General features: G+C 63.8%; 19 protein-coding genes. 14 read left to right on the top strand and 5 right to left on the bottom strand.

Features of this window, described 5'->3' with window-relative positions; translation table 11 throughout:
* Positions 1-84 precede the first annotated feature (84 nt).
* The 4 genes from BM338_RS05460 (at position 85) to BM338_RS05445 (ending at position 2,310) form a co-directional block, all read left to right on the top strand.
* Positions 85-1,041 carry a threonine ammonia-lyase gene (locus BM338_RS05460; protein WP_090449782.1) on the top strand — a complete coding sequence of 319 codons (957 nt, stop codon included), beginning with the start codon at positions 85-87 and terminating at the stop codon, positions 1,039-1,041.
* A 25-nt stretch (positions 1,042-1,066) separates the two neighbouring features.
* Entirely contained in the window at positions 1,067-1,684 is a 618-nt protein-coding gene (locus BM338_RS05455; RefSeq protein ID WP_090449781.1) for a glutathione S-transferase family protein, read from the top strand.
* Between the two features lie 22 nt (positions 1,685-1,706).
* Positions 1,707-1,934: a hypothetical protein gene (locus BM338_RS05450; RefSeq protein ID WP_090449780.1), complete on the top strand. Its 228-nt coding sequence runs from the start codon at positions 1,707-1,709 to the stop codon at positions 1,932-1,934.
* A 79-nt stretch (positions 1,935-2,013) separates the two neighbouring features.
* A complete protein-coding gene (locus tag BM338_RS05445; protein ID WP_090449779.1) occupies positions 2,014-2,310 on the top strand; it encodes a DUF6916 family protein in 297 nt (98 codons plus the stop codon).
* Here BM338_RS05445 and BM338_RS05440 read toward each other — a convergent pair.
* The 4 genes from BM338_RS05440 to BM338_RS05425 form a co-directional block, all read right to left on the bottom strand.
* Positions 2,303-2,785, bottom strand: coding sequence for a GNAT family N-acetyltransferase (locus BM338_RS05440; RefSeq protein ID WP_090449778.1), 483 nt, complete (start codon positions 2,783-2,785; stop codon positions 2,303-2,305). The two genes, BM338_RS05445 and BM338_RS05440, sit on opposite strands and share 8 nt — an antisense overlap.
* A 77-nt stretch (positions 2,786-2,862) precedes the next feature.
* Complete coding sequence (locus BM338_RS05435) at positions 2,863-3,396, bottom strand: phage tail protein (protein WP_090449777.1); 534 nt, start codon at positions 3,394-3,396, stop codon at positions 2,863-2,865.
* A 31-nt stretch (positions 3,397-3,427) separates the two neighbouring features.
* Positions 3,428-3,958 carry a phage tail protein gene (locus BM338_RS05430; RefSeq protein WP_090449776.1) on the bottom strand — a complete coding sequence of 177 codons (531 nt, stop codon included), beginning with the start codon at positions 3,956-3,958 and terminating at the stop codon, positions 3,428-3,430.
* Positions 3,959-3,972: 14 nt separating this feature from the next.
* Positions 3,973-4,476, bottom strand: coding sequence for a phage tail protein (locus BM338_RS05425; protein ID WP_090449775.1), 504 nt, complete (start codon positions 4,474-4,476; stop codon positions 3,973-3,975).
* Between the two features lie 283 nt (positions 4,477-4,759).
* Between BM338_RS05425 and BM338_RS05420 the strand changes: the two genes are divergently transcribed.
* From BM338_RS05420 to BM338_RS05375, 10 genes are all read left to right on the top strand, one after another.
* A complete protein-coding gene (locus tag BM338_RS05420; protein WP_090449774.1) occupies positions 4,760-10,363 on the top strand; it encodes a putative Ig domain-containing protein in 5,604 nt (1,867 codons plus the stop codon).
* 178 nt (positions 10,364-10,541) lie between these two features.
* Positions 10,542-11,396: an HpcH/HpaI aldolase/citrate lyase family protein gene (locus BM338_RS05415; RefSeq protein ID WP_090449773.1), complete on the top strand. Its 855-nt coding sequence runs from the start codon at positions 10,542-10,544 to the stop codon at positions 11,394-11,396.
* Positions 11,397-11,458: 62 nt separating this feature from the next.
* On the top strand, positions 11,459-13,822 hold the full coding sequence (locus BM338_RS05410) for a sodium:solute symporter (RefSeq protein WP_090449772.1): 2,364 nt from the start codon (positions 11,459-11,461) through the stop codon (positions 13,820-13,822).
* A 556-nt stretch (positions 13,823-14,378) separates the two neighbouring features.
* Positions 14,379-15,260 (top strand): LysR family transcriptional regulator, encoded by an 882-nt coding sequence (locus BM338_RS05405; RefSeq protein ID WP_090449771.1) that lies wholly within the window; start codon positions 14,379-14,381, stop codon positions 15,258-15,260.
* Positions 15,261-15,508: 248 nt separating this feature from the next.
* Positions 15,509-17,761 (top strand): TonB-dependent receptor, encoded by a 2,253-nt coding sequence (locus BM338_RS05400; RefSeq protein ID WP_090449770.1) that lies wholly within the window; start codon positions 15,509-15,511, stop codon positions 17,759-17,761.
* A 75-nt stretch (positions 17,762-17,836) separates the two neighbouring features.
* Positions 17,837-19,135 carry a serine hydrolase domain-containing protein gene (locus BM338_RS05395; protein ID WP_090449769.1) on the top strand — a complete coding sequence of 433 codons (1,299 nt, stop codon included), beginning with the start codon at positions 17,837-17,839 and terminating at the stop codon, positions 19,133-19,135.
* Positions 19,132-20,073 carry a ribokinase gene (locus BM338_RS05390; protein WP_090449768.1) on the top strand — a complete coding sequence of 314 codons (942 nt, stop codon included), beginning with the start codon at positions 19,132-19,134 and terminating at the stop codon, positions 20,071-20,073. Before BM338_RS05395 ends, BM338_RS05390 begins: the two co-directional genes overlap by 4 nt.
* Positions 20,074-20,098: 25 nt before the next feature.
* Entirely contained in the window at positions 20,099-22,297 is a 2,199-nt protein-coding gene (locus tag BM338_RS05385) for a formylglycine-generating enzyme family protein (protein ID WP_090449767.1), read from the top strand.
* A gap of 4 nt (positions 22,298-22,301) precedes the next feature.
* Complete coding sequence (locus tag BM338_RS05380; RefSeq protein ID WP_255367191.1) at positions 22,302-24,152, top strand: glycoside hydrolase family 127 protein; 1,851 nt, start codon at positions 22,302-22,304, stop codon at positions 24,150-24,152.
* A gap of 470 nt (positions 24,153-24,622) precedes the next feature.
* Positions 24,623-25,819, top strand: a complete 1,197-nt coding sequence (locus tag BM338_RS05375; RefSeq protein WP_090449766.1) for a CaiB/BaiF CoA transferase family protein — start codon at positions 24,623-24,625, stop codon at positions 25,817-25,819.
* A 66-nt stretch (positions 25,820-25,885) separates the two neighbouring features.
* On the opposite strand, the gene BM338_RS05370 is transcribed toward BM338_RS05375, so the two are convergent.
* Positions 25,886-26,176 carry a Txe/YoeB family addiction module toxin gene (locus tag BM338_RS05370; protein WP_090450124.1) on the bottom strand — a complete coding sequence of 97 codons (291 nt, stop codon included), beginning with the start codon at positions 26,174-26,176 and terminating at the stop codon, positions 25,886-25,888.
* Positions 26,177-26,197 lie beyond the last annotated feature (21 nt).

Below are 26,197 nucleotides of genomic sequence, written 5' to 3'. Positions count from 1 at the left end.
CCCACATCACGGGGTTGATACGCGGCTGCACCGCGCGGCGGAACCCTAGCATGGTTCGCCATCGCTTCCGCAACGGTGCTTTGCATGCCGCCCATCGCCGATATCGCCAACATCCTGGCCGCTGGTTCGCAGATCGATCCAGTGTTCCTCGACTCGCCACTGGTCAGCGACGAGGGGCTGGATGCGGCGCTGGGTTGCCAGCTGTTGGCGAAGAATGAAACAGCCAATCCGATTGGTTCTTTCAAAGGACGCGGGGCGGAATTGTTCGCGGCCACGGCCTTGCGTTCTGGTGAGGTGGTGGTCTGCGCGTCCGCTGGCAATTTCGGCCAGGGGCTCGCCTACGCGGCGACGCGGCGAGGGCACGCATGCATTGTGTTCGCCGCGAAGACTGCAAACCCTGTGAAGATCGCGGCGATGCGCCGTCTGGGTGCGGAGGTGCGTCTGGAAGGCGCGGATTTCGACGCCGCCAAACAGGCCGCACGCATTTACGCTGCCGCCAACAGCCTGCGTTTTGTGGAAGACGGGGCCGAGCCGGCGATTGCCGAAGGCGCGGGAACCATCGCGCTGGAACTGCATCGCACGGAGAAGTTCGACGCGATGCTGGTGCCACTGGGTAACGGCGCGTTGCTGGAAGGCATCGGCACCGTCCTGCGCCAGCTCGCACCGGCCACCGAAATCATTGCCGTCGTCGCCCAAAACGCACCGGCGATGAAGCGCTCGCTCGAAGCCAGTGCCGTCATCGAAACCGCCAGCGCCGACACCATCGCCGATGGCATCGCCGTACGCGTCCCCATCGCTTCGCGCCTGGACTACTTGCGCCGCTGTTGCGACAGCGTGGTGGCGGTGTCGGAAGCGCAGATCTTCGAAGCGATGCGGCTGACCCATCGACACCTGCAGCTGACGGTAGAGCCCGCCGGTGTGGTGGGCATCGCCGCTGTACTCACCGATCCGTGGCGCTTCGCCGGCCGCCGCATCGCCACCGTGCTATGCGGCGGCAACCTCTCCGACCAAGTACGCCGGCGCCTGCTGGCGCTTGCCTGATTTTCTTCTTCCACAAAGCCACCTCATGAAACTCCTGTACCAGACCCACTCCCCTTACGCTCGAAAAGTGCTCGTCGCCGCTCACGAAATGGGCCTGCAAGACAAGCTGGAAGTGATCCATCACGAAACCAGCCCCACTCGCCGCAACGATGAAGTCTTCGCGCTCAATCCATTGGGCAAAGTGCCCGTACTGATCCTCGACGACGGCTTCGCGCTGTTCGATTCGAATGTGATCTGCGAATACCTGGACGGTCTGCATCAAGGCCGCAAACTGATTCCCGCGGATGGCGATGCACGCTATCGCGTCCTGCGCATGCAGGCCTTGGCGCAGGGTATGGCGGATGCGGGAATTGATGTCCGCTGGGAGGCTGAACGTCGCCCCGAATCGTTGCGTTGGCCTGCACTGCACGACGGGCATCTGCAGAAAGTCGTCGCCGCCTGCGATTTCGCGGAACGGGAAATCGATGTAGAGGCACCGATCGATCTGGGCGCGATTGCGCTGGCGACGGCACTGAGCTGGATCGCCTTTCGCGACGTGCACGACTTTCGTGCCCGCCGTCCACGCCTTGCTGCCTGGTATGAGCGCCTCGCCGAACGACCATCGATGCGCGCTACCGCCTTGAGTGGCGCAACCCACGATTGACGAACACCCTTCGGAGATTTTTATGCCCTCGCTCTGGACATCGTTGTTGTTCCTGCATGGCTACGTGGCCGACCATCAACTCGCCCTGCGGCTCGCCGAACGGATCGAGGAGCCCGCTTCTTCCGAGGAGGGGAAGTCCGCCGAGCCAGCCACCTACAATACCGCCATGGACCGGCTGGTGGCGCGCGGACGCGCACTGTCGTTGCGTTTATGCCAGGGCATCGGCAGCGGACTGGTGCACATGCAGTAGCGCTGCGCTGGCCTGCTTTCCGACGCTTCATCTATGCGACACTCGCCGCCTCAACATCGAGGCCGTAGGGGGCGACGCGATGCAATTTCTAGCACTCGAGCATTTTGCGGGTCACGTCGGCGAGACGTTCACCGTGGCGCTGGAGCATGATGGAAATGCGCCATTCGCGCTGGTGGAGGCGCGGCCGCTGCCGGTACGCGAGTTCCAGGGTATGGTGCGCGCGCCGTTCTCGCTGTTGTTCCGTCACGAGGCGGCGATCGTATTCCCGCAGAAGATCTATCAGATGAAGCATGCGTCGATGGGCGAATTCGGCATTTTTCTGGTTCCGATCGCGCGGGACCAGAGCGGTTTCATCTACCAGGCGCTGTTCAACTGAGTTCAGCCGCTGCGATGAGCCAGCGCATGCGCAGATGGCTGCCGATGTCTTCCTCGACGGTGAATCCCATGCGCTCATAGAGCCGGCGCGCGCCGGCGTTGCGCTGTTCGACGTGCAGCATGACGCTTTGCAGACCATCGCGTAGCGCGGTTCGCTGCACCAGCCGCAGTAGTGACGAACCATGGCCGCGTCCGCGTACAGCGTCGAGCAGCGCGATGTCGATCACGTTGGCTTCGACAGCGTTGCGATACAGGTACAGACGGCCAATGGGGCTCCCTGCATCCTCGATCACCAGATAATCCGCCGGCTGGTAGCGCGTGGTGTAGTGCTGGTGCTGCAGTGTGAACTGGCTGTCCAGAAAGGCCTGACGCACGGCGTCCGGCCAGGGTATCGCGGCGAGTTCGGTAGCGCGGACGTCGGCGTAGAGTCGACGGAAGAATGGTAGGTCTTCGTTTCGCGCGTCGCGCCAGCTCAAACCTGGCGGAAGGTCTTTCCCTTCTGCGGGCAGCCAGGCTGCCCGCAGAAGGGGAAAGGTCAATGCTTCAACGGTACTCACGGACGCTGAGGGAAGGTACCCGACAGAGAGATGCAGAAATTCAGCGTGAGGTACGGCTGCTGGTTCTCGTGCGGCAGAGAGTTGCCCGTGATGCCGATGGTCTGGACCGGAAAGGTCGTGTTCGTCGTGGTAGTGGTGGCAAGTATCGTCACCGACTCTGGTGTGATGATGGCGTCGCCGCTAGCCGGAATGCCGCTGCGATTAGCCGTGGTCGGCTGGTTGTAGATACGGGCTCCGTGGGTGTGCGCCGGCATCTGGTTGAGCAGCAGGGTGATGTTGTCAGAGCCGAAGGTTTCGCCCACCGTGCGCGTCGTCACCCCAGGCCCCGCGCCTTGGCCGCAGGCGGCATTGCCGGTGTAGTTTGGCAGCTGGAAATTGGATGTGCCGTTGCCGCCGAACTGGGTGCCCAGCAGCGAGAACAGCGCCGTGTTCTGCTGGATCGGCATCAACTGTCCTTGGCACATGGCCCAGTTGTAGGGCGCGAAGTTGAAGCCGTAGATCTGGATCTCGCCAATGAAGGGATCGCTCATGGTGTTAGTCCTCGTAATCGATCGATGACCGTCAACCCTGCGACGGGTAGACGCCGGCCCACGCGATGCAGAAGCGCGCGACCAGCGAGGGCATGGTGTTGTCGTGAGGCAGGTTGCCCCCGGTGGAACTGACAGCCGACGGCGCCAGGTTGCCGCTGGCGATCCCGGTGGTGCTGTTCGTGTACAGCGTGTCCCCGCTGACCGAGCCTAATTGGAGATTGGCGGCCGGACTGGGCGAGCTTGCTGCCGAATCCGCGGCGTAGAAGGAGTGGGTGTGGGCTGGCAGCTGATTGGTGATTAGCGTGACCTGCTCTGCACCATCCATTTGCCCCAGCACGTAGGTTCCCAGACCCGGTCCCCTGCCCTGATGGATCGGCACGCGGCCGCACAGATTGGGCAGGCCAAACGTGTTCACGCCGTCACCACCATAGGTGGTGCCAATCAGGTTGAACAGCACGTCGTAATCGGAAATGGAAAGCAGGCGACCATCGCAGTCGAACCAACCGTTCGGCGCGAAGTTGTAGGGAAACAGACGGATTTCGCCAACATAAGGTTGCGTCATGGCAGGAGCTCCGGTCAGCTGCGCGAGGGAAAGACGCCATTGAGCGCGATGCAGAAATTCAGCACCGTGTATGGCTGCAGGTTCGGGTGCGGCAAGGTCTGTCCCGCGTTGTCGAGCACGTTGAGTGGAATCTGCGTGCCGCCGGAGCTGCCGTAAACCTTTTGCGCGCCGGTCGTGCCCAGCAGGACGTTGCCAGCAGGAATACGCGTGTTGCCCGCATCCGTGGTCGCGCTGAAAGTGTGGTTATGCCCGGGAATCTGCGAGGTCTGCAACGTGACATTCTCGACACCACCGGTCTGGGCGATATCCGTGCCGTTGTTGGATCCCACCGGTGTGCGGCTCTGCAGGTTGGGCAATTGGAAATTCGTCGTACCGTTGCCGCCGTAGTACGTGCCCAGCAGCGCGAACAGCGCCTGATACTGGTTGATGGGCATCAACTGGCCGTTGCAAAAAGCGAAGCCTTTTGGCGCGAAATTGAACGCCACGGGCATCACCTGCCCGAGAAAGGGTTGCGACATAAGTTTTCCCCCTGGTTGTGCCGGCGAAAAGAGCCCCTTGCCGGATCGCGTAACTCTGGCTCACCTTCTGGCATCTTGACAAGTCACCCATACGGCGGATCAATGGTGCGTTGATCGCTTCGCGGGAAGCGATCACGTGAAGGAAAGGTGGAGGACCGCTGGCGCAAGAAGTTGCAAGCCAGTGGAGGGGGCCGGCACCGCGACTGCTCACTACGAGTTACGGCAGCTTTCACACATGCGCCGCTAGGCGCCGTCCGTTGGGAAGCGGACACAGGGGACAATCATGTGGCATACGGAGTCGAAGCATCGCGACGCGATGCGCCATGGGCTCGGCCGTAGCGTATTCGGCCGTTGGATAGTGTTCTTGTTGCTAAGCGGCATGCTGGCAATGCCGGGCCTGTCGCGCGCAGTCTGTACGGCCTATACGCCGCCCAATGCCTCCGCCGGATCGCCCATGGCTTCCGGCGCCACGATCAGCATGAATGTCACGGCGTGCAGCTCCGGCTTCGGCATAGGCAATATCACGACGACAGCCCAGCATGGCACGGCGAGCGTGACTAACCACGCGAGCGCGGATATCAGTTACAGCAACAGTGGTGACGGCGCGACGACGGATACGTTCCAGTACGACGATGGCTCGGGCACCAATTTCGTTACCGTGACGGTGCACATCGCCCCGGCGACTTCGCCGATCGTCATTACACCGTCGAGCATGCCTGCGGGCACCGTGGCCATTGCGTATCCCTCAACCACGCTGAGCGCATCCGGCGGCACATCGCCCTACACATTCACCGTCTCCAGTGGCACTCCACCTCCCGGCCTGACGCTGAGCGGCAACACCATCTCCGGTACGCCCACTACGCAGGGCACTTATTCGTTCTCGATCACGGCGACCGACAGCGCCGGCACCCCGGTCACCGGCACGGCGAGCTACTCGATCACCATCGGGGCGCCGAACATCAACATCACGAATACGCCCACGAACGCGGTCATCGGCTCGCCCTACAGTTTCACGCTGGCCGCATCCGGTGGCACAGCGCCATACACCTATACGCTCGACGGCGGCACCACGCTTCCGAACGGTCTGGTGCTGGCGAGCAACGGCACGATCACCGGCACCGCCACCGCAACGGGCACAACGAACTTCACCGTACGCGCCACAGACAGCAGCCTGCCGACCCACTTCTTCTCGGCCAACAACTTGTCCATCACCGTGGTGAACCTGCCACCCCCGGTCGTCAGCCCGGTAGGCGCCACGGTCGCCTACGGCAGCACCAACAACCCGATCACTCTCAACATCACCGGCGGCGCGCCGGCCTCGGTTGCCGTCGGTACCCAGGCAACGCACGGCACGGCCACCGCCAGCGGCACGTCGATTATCTACACGCCCACAGCGGGCTATGCCGGTCCGGACAGCTTCACGTATACCGCCACCAACAGCGGCGGTACGTCGGCGCCAGCCACGGCGACGATCACCGTGTCGCCGCCAACCATCAGCTACACGCCGTCCAGTCCGGCGGCAGGCACTGTCGGCGTGGCGTATAGCCAGTCGGTCGCCGGTGCCAGTGGCGGCGCGGCGCCGTACACCTACGCTGTCGTTTCCGGCAGCCTGCCTGCGGGCGTCACGTTGGCCAGCAACGGCACGTTGTCAGGTACGCCTACGGCGAGCGGCACCTTCAACTTCACCGTGAAGGCCACCGATAGCAGCACCGGCACCGGTCCGTTCAACGCCACCAGTGGCACGCTGACGCTGACCATCAACGCGCCGACCATCACTTACGCGCCGGCCAATCCGTCGGCGGCCACGGTGGGCATCGCCTACAGCCAGTCAGTGGGGAGTGCCAGCGGTGGCACGGCGCCCTATACCTACGCCATCGCATCCGGCAGCCTGCCCACGGGTATCACGCTGGCGAGCAATGGCACGTTGTCGGGCACGCCGACAGCGGGCGGCACGTTCAATTTCACGGTGAAGGCCACCGACAGCAGTACCGGCACCGGTCCGTTCAATGCCACCAGCGGCACGCTGACGCTGACCGTCAACGCACCGACCATCTCGCTTGCGCCGACGTCGTTGACGAACCCGAGCGTGGGTGTGTCGTACTCACAGAGCGTAGCGGCCTCCGGTGGTACCGGCCCTTATACCTACGCCATCACCGCTGGCGCGCTGCCGGCTGGTTTGAGCATGAGCGGCACCGGCGCGTTTTCCGGTACGCCCACCAGCGCCGGCACGTACAACTTCACCGTCACGGCGACCGACAGCAGCAGCGGCGCCGGCCCCTATACGGGTAGCCGCGCCTACAGCATCGCTGTGGGCGCGCCGGCACTGACCATCACGCCTTCGTCGGGCACGACCTTCAACGGCTCAGTGGGTAACGTAGTAAACCTCACGTTCGCGGCGGGTAATGGCACGTCGCCGTACAGCTACTCACTGACGGTCAACTCCGGCACGCTGCCCACCGGCGTGAGTTTCAACAGCAACGGCACGCTCAGCGGCACACCAACGACGGCCGGCACGGTCAACTTCAGTGTAACGGCGACGGACAGTACGACCGGTACCGGCGCGCCGTTCTCCATCACGGGCACCTACACGCTCACCGTGGCCGCTCCTACCATCACGGTGTCGCCGGCCACGTTGGCGGCGCCTACCGTTGGCACTGCTTACAGCCAGACAGTCACTGCGTCCGAAGGCATGCCGACCACGTTCACCTACGCGGTAACCGCCGGTGCGTTGCCGGCGGGTCTGTCGCTGAGCGGATCCTCGGGCGTACTCAGCGGCACGCCGACGGCGGCAGGAACCTTCAACTTCACCGTCACGGCGACCGACAGCGGCAGTTTCACCGGCAGCCGCGCCTACAGCGTCACCGTGAACGCCGGTACGGTGGTGCTCAGCCCGGGCACGCTGAGCAACGCGACGGCGGAAGTGGCCTATACCCATACCTTCACCGCGAGCGGCGGCACGTCGCCCTACAGCTACTCGTTGACCGCTGGTGCGTTGCCTCCGGGCCTGGCGCTGTCGTCCGCGGGCGTGCTGTCCGGTACGCCGACGGCGGCGGGCACTTTCAACTTCACGCTGAAGGCCACCGACAGCAGCACCGGCACCGGCGCGCCATTCTCGGCTACCCAGCCCTTCACGCTGACCGTGGCGACGCCGACCATCACGGTCACGCCGACTACGCTGCCGGCCGGTAGCGGCGGTGCCCCCTACAGCCAAGCGCTGAGCGCGAGCGGCGGCAACGGCAGCTACACCTTTAGCCTCGCTGCGGGGGCACTGCCACCAGGCATTGCATTGACCAGCGCTGGTGGCCTGTCCGGCACGCCGACGGCGGCGGGCACTTTCAACTTCACCGTCACGGCGACCGATGGCCTTGGCTTCACTGGCAGCCAGGCGTACACGTTCACGGTGAACGCGCCGTCCATTGCCGTTTCGCCGGCCACACTACCGGCAGGTACTGGCGGCGTTGCCTACAGCCAGACGCTGAGCGCGAGCGGCGGTAGCGGCGGGTACACCTACAGCCTCACCTCGGGTGCGCTGCCGCCGGGTATCGCGTTGAGCAGTACCGGCAGTCTGTCCGGCACGCCGACGACGGCCGGTAGCTTCAGCGTCACCGTAAAAGTGACCGACGGTTTCGGCTTCACCGGCAACCAGGCATACACGTTCACCGTGAATGCGCCGACGATCACCATCACGCCGGCCGCACTGGCGGGTGGCCAGGTCAGTGTTGCCTACAGCCAGACGCTGAGTGCGAGCGGCGGCAGCGGCGGCTACACCTACAGCCTCACATCGGGTGCGCTGCCGCCGGGTATCGCGTTGAGCAGCACGGGTGCGCTGTCAGGCACGCCGACCACGGCTGGCAACTACAACTTCACCGTCAAGGCGACCGATGGCCTCAGCTTCAGCGGCAGTCACTCTTACACACTGGGCATTAATCAGCCTGCGCCGATCGCGGTGAACGATACCGCCACAACCGTGGCCAACGCACCGGTCACCATCGCCGTCACCGCCAACGACACCGGTCCCATCACCAGCATCGCCATCGCGCAGGCACCCGCGCATGGAAGTACGAGCGTGAGCGGACTCAACGTGATCTACACGCCGTCCTCCAACTTCTACGGCAACGACAGCTTCACCTATACCGCGACCGGCCCGGGCGGTACCTCCGCGCCGGCAACGGTGAGCGTTACGGTGACGCCGCTGGCGGTACCGGTGGCAGCGGCACAAGCGGTCACGGTGCTGGCCGGCAAGTCGGTGACTGTGCATGCGACGGCGGGTGCCACTGGCGCGCCGTTCACGGCGGCGGCGATCACTACGCCGCCTGCCTCGGGCACGGCGACGGTGAGCAGCACCGACATCGTGTACACGGCGCCGATCGACGCATCGGGTGCGATGAGTCTGGACTACACGCTGTCCAATCCGTTCGGTACCTCGCAGCCCGCGCACGTCACCATCACGGTGAACCCGGTGCCGTTGCCTGCGGCGCTGAGTGCGAACGTGGTGGCCGGACGCACGGTGCAGGTCGATCTCACCAGCGCGGCTCGTGGCGGCCCGTTCACCGCCGCCACGCTGGTCGCGGTCTCGCCGTCCACCGCGGGCAACGCTGTGATCCACAGCTCGGGATCGGGCTACTCGCTCAACTTCACCGCGAGCGGTACGTACAACGGCCAGGCGCAGGTCAGCTACACGTTGAGCAACGCTTACGCCACATCGGCCACTGCCACGGTAACGATCACCGTGACCGGCCGCAGCGATCCGTCGAAAGATGCCGAAGTGCTGGGCATCCTGCAGGCGCAGGCCGATTCGGCGCGGCGCTTGGCGGTCGGTCAGATCAACAACTTCCAGCGTCGCCTGGAGATGCTGCACACCGGTGCCGGCGGTGGCGGCTTCAGTAATGGCATCAGCTTCAATTCGGCCAGTGCGCGGCAGAACCGCGATCCACTGGCAGGCCTGCACGGACGCGACGACGACTGGAGCAAGCGTTTCCTGGTCCAGCCGGACGAGCCATCGCCGGGCCAGGGCCAGCGCGACGGATCGGCGGGAGGGCAGCCGGGTACGTGGTCGGTGTGGACCGGCGGCGCGGTGAACTTCGGCAAGACGCAGCCGGGTAGCAGCGACAACGGCATCGACTTCACCACGTCCGGTATCAGCGTGGGTGCGGATCGCGCCTTCGGTGACAAGTTCGCGCTCGGTGCGGGCGTGGGTTACGGCCACGATACTTCCGACATCGGACGCCACAACAGTCGCAGCACCGTCGACAGTTACAGCGCGGCCGTGTACGGCAGCTACCGTCCGGTACCGCTGGTGTATGTGGATGCGCTGGTCGGCTACCAGAGTCTGTCGTTCGATGCGCGCCGCTACGTCACCGACAACGGCAATACGGTGAACGGCAGCCGCGATGGCAAGCAGCTGTTCGCCTCGCTATCGGTCGGCTACGAACACCGCACGGAAGACGGCATGTTGATGTCGCCGTACGGCCGCTTCGACTTCGCCCGCGCCAGCCTGGACGCCTACACCGAGCATGGCGACAACGTTTATGCACTGCGCTACGAGCGGCAGACGGTAAAGACCAGCACCGGCGTGCTCGGCCTGCGCGCGCAATGGACCGCCAAGCGCGACTACGGGGTATGGATGCCGCAGCTGCGCGTGGAATTCCGCCACGACTTCCAGGGCGCGAGCGTAGCGGCGATGCGCTACGCGGATCTGCTGGGCGGCCCGCTGTACGAGGCGATACTGCCGAGCCAGAACCGCAACCACACACTGGTCGGCGCGGGCGTGATGCTGCAGACCCTGCATGGGTTGTCGCTGCGGGTGGAGTACCAGAACCTGCTGGACAACGGCACGAAGGACAACCAGTCGATCCAGCTCGGCATAGAGAAGAAGTTCGATCCGTAGTCGTTCGCTACCGTGGGGCGCATCAGGCGCCCCGCGGTTGGCGGGCGGGCTGAAAGGCCCATGTTGCGGCGCGGCCTATCGATAGCTTTGCTATCGTTTGAATATGCGTGCGCTGTGCGATTCGTGCGCTGGCGCTGAAGCACACTACGGCGCATGACGATCGAGCTGCCCGTAGCCCATGCGTAGCAAACTGTTCGTGCCCGGCGCACGGCCGGAGCTGTTCGCGAAGGCATTGGCGGGTGACGCCGATGCCCTGTCGTTCGATCTCGAAGATGCGGTGCCCCTGCACCTGAAAGGTGCCGCCCGCACGGCGATAGCCAGCTTTCTCGCCACGGAGGCCGCGCTGCAATCACCCAAGGTGATGATCGTGCGCACCAACGCACCGTCCACGCCGTACTTCGCCGACGATGTGAACGAGGTAATAAGCGAAGGCGTGGCGCTGCTCAATCTGCCCAAAGTGGAATCAGCGGCGGAAGTACGCGCGGCGGTGGATGTGATTGCACTGGCCGAAGCGACGCACGGCTTACAGCGGCGCACGCGCCTTTTGGTGAATATCGAAACCCCGCGCGCCCTGGCGCATGCCGCCGCTATTGCCGGCGCGCATCCGCGCGTGGCGGGTTTGCAGCTGGGGCTGGCCGACATGTTCGAACCGCATGGCATCGACCGTCGCGACCGCGCCAATCTGCATGCCATTCTGTTCGCAGTGCGTATGGCGGCAGCGCAGGCCGATGTGTTCGCGCTCGATGGTGCCTATGCGGACATTGCCGATGAAGAAGGCTTTCGCGATGAGGCGGCGATGGCGCGCCGGCTGGGTTATCTCGGCAAGAGCTGTGTGCATCCCAGGCAGGTGGCGCTGGCCAACGCGGCTTTCGCGGTGTCGGAATATGAGCTCGCTGCCGCGCAGCGTATCGTCGAGGCTGCGCAGGCACCGGCCAATCAGGGTCGCGGTGCCTTCATGGTCGATGGCAAGATGATCGACTTGCCGTTCCTGAAACGCGCGCAGGCATTGCTTGCGGCGGCGCACAAGTCGTGACGCCGCCGCAGCGTTCCGTACAGGAGCGAGTTCCGCTACAGCATCGAGAGGTTTGGCCGCGCGTGTTTCGCCTGTATCTGTTCTGCCTCGCCTGGCTTGCGCTTCCTCTGCATGCCGAGAGCCTTACTCCGTTGCGCAGCGTGAGCCTGCCGCCGCTGGAAAGCGCGCAGCCGGTGGCGGGGCTGGCGGTGATCGATGGGCAGACCGTGGCGGTCGCGCCAGGCCACGCGTGGCGGCTGGATAACGCAGGCAAGGTATGGGCCGCACTGGCCTGGCCTACGGCAGTGCCGGCAGAAAACGTCGCTGTGATCCAGGACGGCACGCGCGCCTATCTGCTGTGGTCCATCGAAGGGCATAGCGCATTGGCGGAACTGCACCTGCGCGACGATCGCCTCGATGCGAACACGCTGCCGCCGTTACCCGAACCCATCTCCGATGCACGCGGCGCCATTTCCACCGATGCGCTGTTCGTCGCCGGCATGGCCGCCGACGGCAAGCCGCGCGCTTGGCAGGCGAATCCCGCCGACCCGCGCGCGAGCTGGAAGGCAGTGCCGGCATGGCCCGGCAACGCACCGGCTCGGACCTTGGTTGCCCGCAGTCAGGACCTGTTCGTCTCGGTTGAAGCGAATGGCGCGGAACATTTGCTGCGCTGGTCCGCGGCCAAGGGTTGGAGCGAGGCAGGCGCGGTGCCCGGTGAGATCGTGCCCGGCAGTGGTCGCGCGTTGGGGCAGGCGCATCTGCTCTATCTGGTGCGCAGCGCCGAAGGCGTGCGGCCGATGACGTATCACAGCATCACCGGCTCTTGGGCGGTGCTGCCCGGTACCAGCATCGCCGGTAACGCGCTGATGGCCGCATGGCCGGATGGCCTGCTGTGGGCGCAGCCCGATGGCACGCACTACACGGTGAGCGCGGCGCAGCTGCAAACCGGCAAGCTATTGCTGAAGTGGCTGGACTGGATCGTGATCCTGGTCTACCTGGCCGGCATGTTCGGCATCGGCCTGTACTTCTATATCCGCGAGAAGCGCAACTCCACCGCGAACTTCTTCGTCGGTGGCCGCAGCATTCCGTTCTGGGCCGCGGGCGTCAGTCTGTACGCGGCCAATACCAGCTCGATCAGCTTCATCGCGATTCCGGCCAAGGCATTCGAGAGCAACTGGCAGTACCTCACCAACAATCTGATTGCAGTGCTCGGCCTAGCCTTTGTCGCAGTATGGATCGTGCCGCTGCTGCGCCGGCTCGATCTGATGTCGGTGTTCTCGTATCTGGAAACACGCTTCCACCCGGCGATCCGCATGCTGGCGAGCGCGCTGTGCATCGTCACCCAGATCGGCAGCCGCATGAGCGTGATCCTGTTTCTGCCCGCGCTGGCCATCGCCACCATCACCGGCATCAGCGTGACCGTGAGCGTGGTGCTGATGGGCGTGTTCACCATCATCTACACCGCCATGGGCGGCATGAAGGCGGTGATCTGGACCGACTTCGTGCAGGTAATCGTGAAGATGGGCGGCGCGCTGTTCGTGATCGGCTTCATCGTGTGGCATCTGCATGGCGGCCTCGGCGAGTTCATGCATACCGCCACCGTCAACCACAAGATGCACCTGCTTGATTTCAGCTTCGATATGACCAAGGCCACGGTATGGGGCTTTGTGTTCCTGGTGCTGTTCGATGTGGTGCTGACCTTTCCCAAGGATCAGGTGCTGATGCAGCGCACACTGTCCACCGAATCCGACAAGGAGGCCGGCCGCTCGATCTGGATGTTCGCGGCGATCATGATTCCCGGCGGCTTTGTGTTCTATCTGATCGGCACCGCGCTGTTCGTGTTCTACAAAGCGAACCCAGAGCGCATGAATCCCTTGCTGCCGATCGATGCGACGTTCCCGCTGTTTATCGCGGCGGAGCTGCCGATGGGGGTCACGGGATTGATCATCGCCGGCATCTTCGCGGCGGCGATGGCGACGCTGTCCGGCATCATGAACAGTGTGGCCACGCTGATCTCGGTGGACTTCTACGAGAAGCTGGCGAAGCACTCGTCGCCCAAGAAGAGCGTGTTGATGGCGGAGATCATGACGGTGGTGGTGGGGCTGGTAGGAATTTGCACCGCGCTGCTGCTATCGCGCTTCGATATTCATTCGTTGTTTGATGTGTCGATTGAGTTGGCGGGGTTGCTGGGTGGCGGGTTTGCCGGGGCGTATACGTTGGGGATGTTTACGCGGCGGGCGAATTCGCCGGGGGTGGCGATCGGGATTGGGTCCAGCATTGTGTTGACGTTGATTGCGTGGTCGTTTCATTTGGTGCATCCATATTTTTATCTGGCGATTTCGATTTTGCTCTGCATTGTTATTGGGTATTTGGCTAGTTTGTTGTTTCCGGCGCCTACACGGTCGCTGGAGGGGCTCACTATCTATTCGAGATCTCCGTCGAAGTGAGCTGCTCTCCCTCTCCCCTCGGGAGAGGGTCGGGGTGAGGGTTCGGTCTTAAGCCAATCCCTCCTACTTCGTCATTCCGGCGTAGGCCGGAGGCGCTTCACAACAGCGAAGCTGGTCATCCAGTGCCTTATCGCTCGGTTTTCGCGTCTGCGTGCTCTGGCTCGCCTGCCGCGGGCTTTCGAACCGTTGCCGCGGTCCGGGTCACTTTCTCTTTGCTGGCCCAAAGAGAAAGTAACCAAAGAGAAATGGCCTGAGAGCAGGCGGTGGGCTCTGTAGCTGCTCCTTTTTCAGTGTCAGACGTCGGGAAAGGTTTTCCCTTGGCCTGATCGTCTATCCGTCTCGAAGCGCCACATCTCCCTCTCCCCTCCGGGGAGAGGGTTGGGGTGAGGGGCGGGTGCTCGAGATCGCGCTGCTATGAAGCGCCTCTAGGAGCGCACCCTGTGCGCGACCCGCTTCGAATACGACGCACACATACTCGCTCCTCAGCCTTCCGGCCCTTGACGCACCATCCACCCCTCTCCCATGTTGCTCTAGCCGTCTAACCGAGTGAGCTGTCGTGGAAACCCAATTCCTGAATACCTTTGTCACCGTGGTCGATCAGGGGTCGATGGCGGCCGCTGCGCGGGTGTTGAATGTGACACCGGCGGCGGTGGCGCAGCAGTTGCGGACGCTGGAGCGGGAGTTGGGGGCGACGTTGATTGCGCGGGTGGGGCGCACGGTGAGTGTGACGGAGCAAGGGTCGCGGATTCTGGAGCGGGCGCGGGAGATGCTGCGGGCGGTGGCGGATTTGCGCAGTGTCGCTAACGACAGTGCGGTGTCGGGGGAGTTGCGGCTGGGGGCGTGTCCGACGGCGCTGGCGGGGATGTTGCCGGATGTGCTGGCGCGGATGGTGGATGCGTTTCCGCAGATCAATGTATTTATCAAACCGGGGTATTCGGTGGATCTGTACCGCGCGGTGGAGGCGGGGGATCTGGATGCGGCGGTGGTGTTGCAGGCGCCGTTCCCGCTGCCGAAGACCTGTGAGTGGTTGTTGCTGCGCGAGGAGCCGCTGATTGTGCTGGCGCCGAAGAGCATGGCGGGACGCGATCCGCATGAGTTGCTGGCGACGCAGCCGCTGATCCGCTACGACCGCAATCAGTGGGGCGGGCGGCAGGCGGACGATTATCTGCGTGCGAACGGTATCGTTCCGCGCGAGCGCTTCGAACTCAATGCGCTCAATGCGATCGCGGTGATGGTGGATCGCGGGCTGGGCGTGTCGCTGGTGCCGGATTGGGCGCAGCCGTGGCCGGAGGGTTTGCAGCTCACGCGGATTCCGCTGCCGCAACCCGCGGTGCCGCGTTGCATTGGCATTGTGTGGTCGCGGTCGAGTGTGCGTGTGCGCCTGGTCACCGTGTTGCTGCAGGAGAGCAAGAAGGCGATGCAGGCGAAGTCGCGCTGACGCGATGCTGCAACGCCGCACACTTTTGCTTCCTTCGTAAGCAACAAAAACTAGCCTCTGAACATAGTCCGCATCGGTTCTATGCCGAGAGCGAAGCGCATAGGCTCGCTCACACATTAGGGCCGTCGGGACGCCGGGGGAGGCGTCGCCAGTCCAAGACGCCGCATACCGTCCCTGGTGCATCGCATGCGATGCACGGTCCAGTCGGGCGCTGGACCGAAGCGATCAGCAGAACAATGAGAAGCGACATGATCAAACCACTTTCCGCAGCGATCAGCAGCATCCTGCTGCTCTCCGTGATCGGCAGCCACGCGCAGGCGCAGGACGCCACGCCTGCCAGCAACACCGATACCAGCAAGGACGCGAAGAAGACGGATAAGGAAAAGAGCGCCGTCAATCTGCAACAGGTGATCGTTACCGGCACGCGCAGCCCGAAGTCGGTGGATGAGATTCCGGGTGCGATCACGGTGGTGTCGAAGGAGGAAATCCAGCACACCCTGTTGGTGACCGAAGACGCGACGGCAGTGCTGGCACGTTCGGTGCCGGGCTATGCAGAATCCTCGCAAGCCATGAGCAACACCGGCGAAACGCTGCGCGGCCGCATTCCGCTGCGCCTGTTCGACGGTGTGCCGCAGGGTTCGCCGCTGCGCGAAGGTACGCGCAACGGCACCTTCACCGACATGGGCATCGTCGGCCGCGTGGAGGTGATCAACGGTCCCTCCGCGTCGGAAGGCATCGGTGCGGCGGGCGGCATCATCAACTACATCTCCAAGGTGCCGACCAAGGAGGGCAACGAAACCACGCTGACCACGCGCTACCAGACCCAGGGTTACAGCGACAGCGGCAGCTGGAAGGTCGGTGCCACTTTTGCGCGTAAACAGGACAACTACGACGTGCTGCTGGCGGGCTCGTATATCGACCGCGGCATCACCTACGACGGCAACGGCCGTCGCATCGGCTTGAACACCAGCGGCTCGCTGTCCGATTCCACATCGAAGAACGTGTTCGTCAAGGCCGGCGTCAATTTCGGCGAGAACAACGAGCAGCGCCTGCAGTTCTCCTTTAGCAAGTTCCGCATCGAGGGCAAGGGCGAGTACATCCAGGTGCTCGGCTGCCGCGGACCAACCGATAATCCGCCGTGCGCCGTGCCGCGCACCAACACGTCGGAGAAGGGCCACATCTTTGGTTCGAAGGATGCCTTCAACGACTTCAAGCAGTACAACCTGCAGTACACCAATGAGAAGTTCTTCGGCGGCTTTCTGGACATCAATGCCTATAAGGCGGACCAGGCCATGCGCTACTTGCCGGAGAACACCGAGGACAAGCAGGATCCGCTGATCGCACCGCTGAATACCTTGTTCGACCAGTCGGAAATCCTGGCGCACAAGAAAGGTATTCGCACCTCGTGGACGCGCCCGGACATCTTCAACATCACGGGCCTGGAACTGCATACCGGCATCGACATCGCCAAGGATCAGGCCCAGCAGCGACTGGCGCTGACCAACCGCCTGTGGGTGCCGCCGATGAACTACAAGAGCGTGGCGCCTTACGCGCAGCTCTCATGGGATATCGGTCCAATCACCGTGAGCGGCGGCTATCGCAGAGAAGACGACAAGCTCGACGTCAACAGCTACACCACCACCTACTACCGCAACCGCGTGTTCGTGCAGGGTGGCAGCTTGAACTACAAGGAAGGGCTGAAGAATCTCGGCGCGATCTGGCGCGTCAATGACGAGTGGTCGGTGTTCACCTCGTACAGCGAGGGCTTCACCCTGCCCAACATCGGTATTCCGTTGCGCAACATCAATGTGCCGGGGCAGTCGGTATCGCGCATCCGCGATCTCAACGCGATTATCTTCAAGAACTACGAAGCCGGCTTCAATTGGCGCGGCGAGAGCGGCGCGTTCGGTGCGACGCACTATGTTTCCAAATCGCCGTTCGGTTCGTCGCTGGCGATCGATCCGCACACCAGCGACTTCATCCTGTCGCGTGCCCCGGTGCGCATCGAAGGTACCGAGGTGACCGGTGAGTGGCGCTTCAATCCAGCGTGGAAGGTCACCGGCCTGTACTCGCACATCACCGGCAAGACCTCGTTCTGGTCGGCCGACCCGGCCGGCCGTTACGGCTCGGGCGGCTTGAACAAGCCGCTGGGCGTGCTCGACATCAACCCGGACAAACTGGCCGGCGCGCTCACCTGGAAATTCCTGCCGCAGGCCGATGCCACGCTGGGCTTCACCTCGCTGTTCGGCCGCCATGTGTCCGGTAGCGATACGCGCGCCTACGACGGTGCCACGTTCAGCTACAGCGAGCAGACCCACGGCTACACCTTGTGGGACCTGGGCGTGAACTACGACTTGCAGCGCTACGGCAAGCTCTCGCTCGGCGTGGAGAACCTGACCGACAAGCAGTACATCCTCAGCTGGTCGCAGCTCGCGGGTTACCAAAACTACTGGGCCGGCCGTGGCCGCGTGACCTCGCTGACCTACACCATCACCTTCTGATCATCCGCTTTTGAACTGGCGCGCTGTACCGGCGGCCGTGACACCGGAGTCGCGGCCGCCCGCAGGAAAACTTTGATGAGCGAAGTCCGCAGAAAGGCGCATTGGGCCATGACATGGGCGGCCTTGCTACTATGCGCCGCCCTTCCATGCGCCGCCACGGCGGCGTTGCCGGAAATCAGTCCCGCCTCGCAGAGCATCTCGGCCGAACGCCTGCAGCAGCTGCACGACTACATGCGGAAATCGACAGACGCCAACGGCTATCTCGGCGGTGTCACCCTGCTGATGCGCAACGGCAAGGTCGTCGATTGGCAGGCCTACGGCTATAGCGACCTCGCGCGCCGCGTGCCAATGCGCAAGGACGCCATCTTCCGCATCTACTCCATGACTAAGACCATCACCTCGGTGGCGGTGATGATGCTGGTGGAGGACGGCAAGCTGTCGTTGGACGATCCGTTGTCGCGCCACTTGCCCGGCTTTGCGGCACCACAGGTGCTGACCGGTGGCACGGCCGATGAGCCCAAGTTTCGTGAAGCTACCAACGTGCCGACCCTGCATGCATTACTGACCCACACCGCGGGCTATCCGGCCGGCCTGAAGGGTGACGAGCAGGCGGTGAAGCTGATGGAGCGCGTCGATCCGCACGGCGCATCCGATCTGCGCGACTTCGCGGCGCGCATGAGCCGCGTGCCGCTGGCCGCCGATCCGGATACGCGTTTCGGCTACGACGGTGCGTCGCTGGAATTGCTGGCGCGCGTGGTGGAGGTCGCTTCCGGACAATCCTTCGAGAGCTTCCTGCAGCAACGCATCTTCACGCCTCTGCATATGCGCGACACCGGCTTCAGTGTGCCAACCGCGGAGCGCGGGCACGTGGCGGATCTCACGGTGATGGGCAAGGACGGCAAGCTGGCGCTCGCGCCCACGGAAAGCGCACACCATCCCGGCGTGCCGCTCAACGCCTACACCAGTGGCGCCGGTGGGCTGTATTCCACAGCCAGCGATTACGCGCGCTTCGCGCAGATGCTGCTCGACGGCGGCACGCTGGATGGCCAGACCTTGCTAAGCCGCAAGACTGTCGAGCTGATGATGCGAAACCACCTCACCATGCTGTATCCGCCCGTGACGCAATTCAGCGACGCGGAAGGCTTCGGTATCGGCGGCTATGTGGTGCTGGACCCGGTCCAACGCGGCCAGCTCGGTTCGGTGGGGCAATACGGCTGGAGCGGTGCGGCGTCGACCACGTACACCATCGATCCGAAGCAACATCTGGTGGCGATCCTGTTGTTGCAGCATCTGCCGCGCGAGGATGGCGGCAGGGATCTGCCGCGCCTCAGCCGCCCCTTCTACAACCTTGTGTATCAGGCCTTGCAACCATGACGGTGGAATCCAGGGGCAGCGTGCTGGTGGCTGGCTCGGCCAATCTCGATTTCGTGGTGCGCGCGGCGCATGTACCTGCGCCTGGCGAAACCGTGCTGGGGCGTGATTTCGATACCTTTCCTGGTGGCAAGGGCGCGAACCAGGCGGTAGCCTGCGCGCGCGCCGGCGGTGCGGCCACACGCATGTTGCTGGCGCTCGGCAACGATGCTTTCGCCGCACCGCTTGAAGCCTCCTTGCGCAATGCCGGTGTGGCGCTCGACATCGTGCGCACGGAACAAGCTACCGGCGTGGCCTTTGTCTGCCTCTCCGACAGCGCGGAAAACGCAATTACCGTCGCACCGGGCGCCAACAGCGCGTTGCGACCGGAGCATCTGTCTTCGCTGGTTGGCGTCACGCATCTGCTGCTGCAACTGGAAACGCCGCTGCCCAGCGTGGAAGCCTGGGCCTGCGCAGCGCGTGCCGCGCGTGTCGCTGTGGTGCTCAATGCGGCGCCTGCGCAAGCACTGCCCGCCAGCTTGCTGGCGCACTGCGATCTGCTGATCGTCAATGAAGGCGAACTCGCCGCGCTGACCGGCATCGCGGGCGATGTCTCCGCCGCGCTGGATGCGCTCGACGTCCCTCGCGTGGTGGTGACGCTCGGCGCGCGCGGCTGCTGCGCCCGCATCGACGGGCAGCGGCTGTTGCAGCCCGCGTTCGCCGTACCGGCACTGGATACCACCGGCGCCGGTGACACCTTCTGCGGCACCCTGGTGGCTGCGCTAAGCCGCGGCCTGCCGTTCGCGTCGGCCCTGCGCCGCGCCAGCGCCGCATCTGCGCTAGCCTGCACCCGGCTGGGTGCGCAGACCGGCGTGCCCGGCTATGACGAGGTGGAGCGACTGCTCGCCGAACGCGCGGACGCATCCACCCGAGAGCTCGCCGTCTATGGCGGCTTCGCCTGATTCCGATGTTTCAAGAGTCCAACGCATGATCCAGCGCAACGATCCGCCCGACGACGAGCAGGCCAGCAACGACCAGGCTGACAACCTCGGGCCGCCGGTGAAGACCGAGTACAAGTTCTCCCACGTCACCACCGGTCGCTACCTGCCTACGCCGGGCAAGGCACCGGGCTGGCCGTTCGCCGAAATCGGCCACTGGAAGATGGACGTGGACGGCACTTTCGACGACTGGATCGCCGAGCTGATCGACTGGCGCCGCGAACACCTCACTCGCATCGGCTACGACGACGCCAACTATCGGCGGCCCGAGTTGCAATGGGCGCAGCGCAACTTTGTGCACGCGCAGATGATGGTGGAGGACCGCTACTTCTACGACCCGCAGGCGGGTCGCTACACCGTGGACCGTTATCTGGACGATCTGGAACAACGCTACGGTGGCATCGACAGCGTGCTGCTGTGGTACGTGTACCCGAACATCGGCATCGACGACCGCAACCAGTTCGATCTCGCCCGCGACCTGCCCGGCGGTATCGAGGGTCTGCGAGGCGCGGTGGCGGATTTCCATCGCCGCGGCGTGCGCGTGTTCCTGCCCACCATGCCGTGGGACAACGGCACGCGCGAACAGGGCCAGAGCGACTGGCAGGCCATCGCCGAACTGGTCAAGGCGGTGGGTGCGGACGGCATCAACGGCGATACCTACAACGGCGTGCCGCGCGCCTTCATCGACGCTTGCGATGCGCTGGGCAGTCCGGTGGTGTTGCAGCCCGAATCCACCATCAGCGCGGAAGAGGCACTGATCTGGAACGTGCAGAGCTGGGGCAAGAAAGCGCCGAACGAACCGGTGCCGCCCGTGGCGAAGTTCAAGTGGCTGGAGCCGCGCCACATGATCAACTACGAGAATCGCTGGGGCCGCGACCGCAACCACGATCTGCAATACATCTTCTTCAACGGCATCGGTTACAACGCCTGGGAAAACGTGTGGGGCATCTGGAACCAGCTCACCTCGCGCGACGCCGAAAGCCTGCGCCGCATCGCGTCGATCGAGCGCATGTTCGCGCCATGCATGGTCAGCCGCGACTGGCGTCCTTACTTGCACACCTTGCAGGCCGGCGTGTTCGCCAGCCGCTTCCCGCACGACGGCATCACGCTAGTGACCATGGTGAATCGCAACGAGTACGAGGTGACCGGGGAGCAGATCGCCTTGCCTCATGTGGAAGGCACGCGTTATTTCGATGTGTGGAACGGCACGGGGATCGAGCCTCGTTTGTCACTCGGGAAAGCACATTTCGATTTCACGATGGAAGGCAGTGGTTTCGGCGCCTTGCTTGCGCTGGCCCCCGGCGCGTTGTGTGATGGGCTGGATGCGTTCCTCACCCGCATGCGCGCCTTGGCGGCCACGCCGCTGCGCAGCCTGTCGCGTCAGTGGAAAGCGATTCCACAGCAATTAGTGGCGATTGCAGCCACCCAGCCAGCCATCAGCGCGCTGGAAGGCATGGTGACGATTCCGGCCGGTGATTTCGATTTCGTGGTCGGTGGCGCGGCGATCGAAGGCCAGACCTGGGAAGGCGTGGATGTGCAGTACCCGTGGGAGAGCAGCGCGCGCCGCAACCATCGCCATCACATGCGCATGGCCGCCTTTCATATCGACCGTACACCGGTCACCAATGCGCAGTACCTTCAATTTGTCGAAGCCAGCAGCTACCGTCCGCGCGACACGCACAACTATCTGCGCCATTGGCAGAACGGTGCGCCACCGAAGGGCTGGGACAACAAGCCGGTGACCTGGGTTGCGCTGGAAGACGCGCGCGCCTACGCGCAGTGGGCCGGCAAGCGCCTGCCGCGCGAATGGGAATGGCAGTACGCCGCGCAGGGAACCGATGGCAGGCGCTATCCCTGGGGCGATGCCTGGTGCGAGGACGCGGTGCCTGCAACGAACCGTGGCCGCCGCCTGTGCGCGCCGGATGATGTGGATGCACATCCGTCCGGTGCCAGCCCGTTCGGCGTGCTCGATCTGGTCGGCAATGTGTGGCAGTGGACCGACGAGTATCTCGACGAGCACACGCGCGCGGCGATCCTGCGCGGTGGCAGCGCGTATCAGCCGCAGACCTCGCATTGGTATTTCCCGCAGGCCTACCGATTGGACCAGCACGGCAAGCTGCTGCTGATGGCACCATGCAAGGACCGCTCCGGCAGCGTGGGCTTCCGTTGCGTAGTCGATGCGGATTGAGCGCATGAGCATCGCCAACGACACACCCGCTGCGTCCAAAGTGCGACTCGGCGGCCTGCTGGGCGAAGCGCTGGACGCGAACGCGCGCGGCCGTCTCTCGCATTTCATCGTCGACGAACACAGCCCCGCCATCGTGATCTTTGGGCCCGAGCAGCGCGCTACCAATGCGGAGGGCGACTGGTATGGCGAACACGCGGGCAAATGGCTGTACGCCGCGGCAAAAGCCGCTGCGCGCACGGCGGATGCGGATCTGCTTGCACGCCTGCGTCGTGTGGCGGATTTTCTGGTCAGCGTGCAAGAAGCCGATGGCTATCTCGGCACCTACGCACCCGAGCGCCGCTTCATGCGCAGGCAGCGGCCCAAACCGGTGAGCTGGAACGGCGAGCCCAGCGTGCGCACCTGGGATATCTGGAACCACGCCTATCTGGTGCTCGGCTTGTTGGAAGTGCATCGGCATTTTCCCGAGCCGCGTTATCTCGACGCGGCCCGTCGCATCGGCGATCTGTGCTGGCACACGCTGATCGATGAAGGCATCGACATCACCGAGCTCGGCAATCACCACGGCATGTCCGCCACTGTGTTGATGGACCCGATGGCAGAGCTGCATCTCGCCACCGGCGAACAGCGCTACCTGGATCTCGCATTGCACGTCCTAGGGCAGGCTGATCGCAATCCCGCGCTTGCGCTGCTGCAACGCGTGGAGGCGGGTGCCGATGCGTCGGAGATCGCTACAGGCAAGGCCTATCAGCTCGCCTGGAATCTGGTTGGTCTCGCCAAGCTCTATCGCATCACGGGTGACGCCACCTACCGACGCGTGCTGGACCGCATGTGGCACAGCATCCGCGATCATCATCTGACGCTGGGCGGCGGCCCGTGGGGTGGCGTGGCGCATCGCTCGCGCGAAGTGTTCAATCCGGCCGGCGTGTTCAGTCCCTACGGTTATGTGGAAACCTGTTCCAGCCTGGCGTGGATCCAACTCAACCGCGAACTGCTGGCCATCAGTGGTGAAGCGAAGTACGCCGAGGAGATTGAACGCACCGCCTATAACGACCTGCTCGGTGCGCAGGCGCCGAACGGCGAGGACTGGTGCTACTACGTGTTTCCCAACGGGCGCCGTGTGCACACGACCTATTGGCGTTGCTGCAAGTCGAGCGGCGCCATGGCGCTGGAGGAACTGCCCGGCGTCGCCTACGCGCGCACGGAGGATGGCATCGCGGTGCATCTGTATGGCGCGGGTGCGGCGGAGTTGGTGTTGCCGGTGGCGGGCAAGGTGGTGGTGGAACAGCGCACGGCGTATCCGTTCGAGGGTGAGGTGCGCCTGAAGCTCGCGGTTGAACACGAGGCGCGCTTCGCCGTGCGTTTGCGTGTGCCGTCGTGGGCTGCTGGTGCTGTCATCGAGGTAGATGGCGATGTTGTGGAGGCGGCGCCCGGCGCTTATGCGGTGATCGAGCGGGCGTGGCGCGATGGTGACGAGGTGGTGCTGCGCTTGCCGATGGCGATCCGTACGCATCGTGCGATGAATCGCAATGTGCAGGAGTCGCGGGCGCCGGATGGCGAGGCGGTGCGGCAGCAGGTGTTGCGCTTTGATTATCTGGCGGTGACACGGGGGCCGTTGGTGTACGCCACTGGGTTGATTGATGGGTTCAAGGTGGAGGAGACGGTGCGGGTGCCGGATGGGCCGGAGTCTGAGTGGTTGGAGAGTGTGTCGGGGGATGTGCCGAGGGTTGTGTTGAGGTTGGGGTATCGGGAGCCGTTGGTGTTTGAGCCTTATTTTTGCGCTGGGGGGCGGGTGGATGGGGTGTGGCGATTGACGTGGATGTCGCTGGCGCCTGATGACGCTTCGGCTCCCTTCTGAGAGAGGGTTGGGGTGAGGATTCTGCCCTTGCGACATTCCCCCCTACTTCGTCATTCCGGCGAAGGCCGGAGGCGCTTCACAACAGCGAAGCTGGTCATCCAGTGGCGTTGTCGCTCGGTTTTGGCGTCTGCGTGCTCTGGCTCGCCTGCCGCGGGCTTCCGAACCGCTGCCGCGGCTCGGGTCACTTTCTCTTTGCTGGCCCAAAGAGAAAGTAACCAAAGAGAAATGGCCTGAGAGCAGGCGGTGCGCTCTGTAGCTACGCATCTTCCAGTGTCAGGCGTCGCGATGGTTTTCTCCGCCGTGGGGCATTGCTGCTTTGCTCCCTCTCCCCTCCGTGGAGAGGGTTGGGTGCTCGCGATGACGCAAGGGTTTGTGTCGGGTGAACATATGAAGTCCGGCTGTTTCTTTACGGGGTCTCGGCGCAAAGTTGTCTAGGCTTTGGGTTTTGGAGTTCTGCGGAAGCACGGCGTATGGAAAGCATTCCACCTGATGCGGCGGTTTCGCCGGTTTCGCGGGGGCCGCTGGATGGCATCCGTGTGCTTGATTTAAGTGCCTATATCGCGGGGCCTTATGGGTGCACCTTGCTCGCGGATCAGGGTGCGGATGTGGTCAAGATCGAGCCGCCGGGCGGGGATAATCTGCGACAGTATCCGTCGACCTTGCCTAGCGAGAGCCGAGCGTTTCTCGGGGTGAATCGCAGTAAGCGCGGGATGGTGCTGGATCTGAAGAACGCCAACGATCACGCGACGCTGCTCAAGCTGGTGCGTGAAGCGGATGTGTTGGTGCATAACTTCCGCCCGAATGTGCCGAAGCGGCTGGGGATCGATTTCGAATCGCTGAGCGTGATCAATCCGCGGTTGATTTATTGCGCGGTGACGGGTTATGGCGAGAGCGGGCCGATGAAGGACAAGGCCGGCTATGACCAGGTGCTGCAGACCATGACCGGCATGTGCGCGCTGCAAGGCAAGCGCGGTGGTCCACCGGAAATCATCTACGGCTCGGTGGTGGATTACTACACCGCGGCCCTGCTCGCGGCGGGTGTGTCGTCTGCGCTCTTCGAGCGTGAGCGCAGCGGGTTGGGGCAGTTTGTGGGAGTGTCGTTGTTGCGCAGCGCGCTAACCATGCAGTCAGCGCGGTTGATCTGGGCGGATGGCGAATCGCTGGATATCGGGCGCGATATGCGCTCCGGCGGCGTCACCGGTATCCATCCGACATCAGACGGCTACATCTATATCTCCGCCAACACGCCGCATTTCTGGCGCGCGTTATGCGAGAAGACCGGTTTGCAGGCGCTGGCCGCCAATGAGCGCTATGACAGCGTGCGCAAGCGCGCTGAGCATGCGGCGGAGATTCTGCCGAAGCTCCACGACGCGCTCGCCGCGCACAGTGCGATGGCATGGGAAAGCCTGTTCGGTGACGAGGTGCCTTGCGCCGCCGCGCGCCGTATCGAGGATATGTTCGAGCATCCGCAAGTGGTGGCCGAAGGCATCGTCGGCACGCTGGAGCATCCCACTGTGGGCCAATATCACGGCGTGGCGCAGTCTATTAAATTCGGCCGGACGCCGGGGCCGAAGCCGTTTGCGGCGCCGATGCTGGGGCAGCATACGGATGCCGTGAAGGCCGAAGTGGTCAGCGCTGGAAAAGAGCACGGCAAGACGCGTGGATAAATGGCCATACCCGGTCGCCGGGAGCGAGCGTCAGCACATCCATGCGGGTATTGATACTTCGCGGGCTTATTTCTTGCCGTAGTGAAAGCGAGCCTGAGCGATCTGGATCACCGTGATCTTCCCGGGCTTCGCTTGCCCCTTGCCTGGCTTATCCATGTCGAACAATCGGTAGACCAGGCGATGCTCGATGGTGATGCGGCGTGACCACCATCCTGCCCAATTGGCTTTGAGCGGCTCTGGCTTGCCCAAGCCAGCCCACGGATTCCGCCGGATATCTGTAATCAGGTCATTGATGGCTTCGACCTTCTTGGGATCGTTGGCCTGCCAGTAGAGGTAGTCTTCCCAGCCTTGGCCCATCCACCAAAGGTCATCCCTTTC

The sequence above is a fragment of the Dyella sp. OK004 genome (assembly GCF_900114495.1).
In the GTDB taxonomy this organism is placed as follows: domain Bacteria; phylum Pseudomonadota; class Gammaproteobacteria; order Xanthomonadales; family Rhodanobacteraceae; genus Dyella_D.
The sequence above is the reverse complement of the archived record's forward strand: the minus strand, read 5'-3'. Positions and strand labels throughout refer to the sequence as shown.

Excerpts from the sequence above, each read along its gene's own strand:
- BM338_RS05460 (WP_090449782.1), top strand. The coding sequence starts at position 85 with ATGCCGCCCATCGCCGATATCGCCAACATCCTGGCCGCTGGTTCGCAG.
- BM338_RS05455 (WP_090449781.1), top strand. The coding sequence starts at position 1,067 with ATGAAACTCCTGTACCAGACCCACTCCCCTTACGCTCGAAAAGTGCTC.
- BM338_RS05450 (WP_090449780.1), top strand. The coding sequence starts at position 1,707 with ATGCCCTCGCTCTGGACATCGTTGTTGTTCCTGCATGGCTACGTGGCC.
- BM338_RS05445 (WP_090449779.1), top strand. The coding sequence starts at position 2,014 with ATGCAATTTCTAGCACTCGAGCATTTTGCGGGTCACGTCGGCGAGACG.
- BM338_RS05435 (WP_090449777.1), bottom strand. The coding sequence starts at position 3,396 with ATGAGCGATCCCTTCATTGGCGAGATCCAGATCTACGGCTTCAACTTC.
- BM338_RS05430 (WP_090449776.1), bottom strand. The coding sequence starts at position 3,958 with ATGACGCAACCTTATGTTGGCGAAATCCGTCTGTTTCCCTACAACTTC.
- BM338_RS05425 (WP_090449775.1), bottom strand. The coding sequence starts at position 4,476 with ATGTCGCAACCCTTTCTCGGGCAGGTGATGCCCGTGGCGTTCAATTTC.
- BM338_RS05420 (WP_090449774.1), top strand. The coding sequence starts at position 4,760 with ATGTGGCATACGGAGTCGAAGCATCGCGACGCGATGCGCCATGGGCTC.
- BM338_RS05415 (WP_090449773.1), top strand. The coding sequence starts at position 10,542 with ATGCGTAGCAAACTGTTCGTGCCCGGCGCACGGCCGGAGCTGTTCGCG.
- BM338_RS05400 (WP_090449770.1), top strand. The coding sequence starts at position 15,509 with ATGATCAAACCACTTTCCGCAGCGATCAGCAGCATCCTGCTGCTCTCC.
- BM338_RS05395 (WP_090449769.1), top strand. The coding sequence starts at position 17,837 with ATGAGCGAAGTCCGCAGAAAGGCGCATTGGGCCATGACATGGGCGGCC.
- BM338_RS05390 (WP_090449768.1), top strand. The coding sequence starts at position 19,132 with ATGACGGTGGAATCCAGGGGCAGCGTGCTGGTGGCTGGCTCGGCCAAT.
- BM338_RS05385 (WP_090449767.1), top strand. The coding sequence starts at position 20,099 with ATGATCCAGCGCAACGATCCGCCCGACGACGAGCAGGCCAGCAACGAC.
- BM338_RS05380 (WP_255367191.1), top strand. The coding sequence starts at position 22,302 with ATGAGCATCGCCAACGACACACCCGCTGCGTCCAAAGTGCGACTCGGC.
- BM338_RS05375 (WP_090449766.1), top strand. The coding sequence starts at position 24,623 with ATGGAAAGCATTCCACCTGATGCGGCGGTTTCGCCGGTTTCGCGGGGG.
- BM338_RS05370 (WP_090450124.1), bottom strand. The coding sequence starts at position 26,176 with ATGGGCCAAGGCTGGGAAGACTACCTCTACTGGCAGGCCAACGATCCC.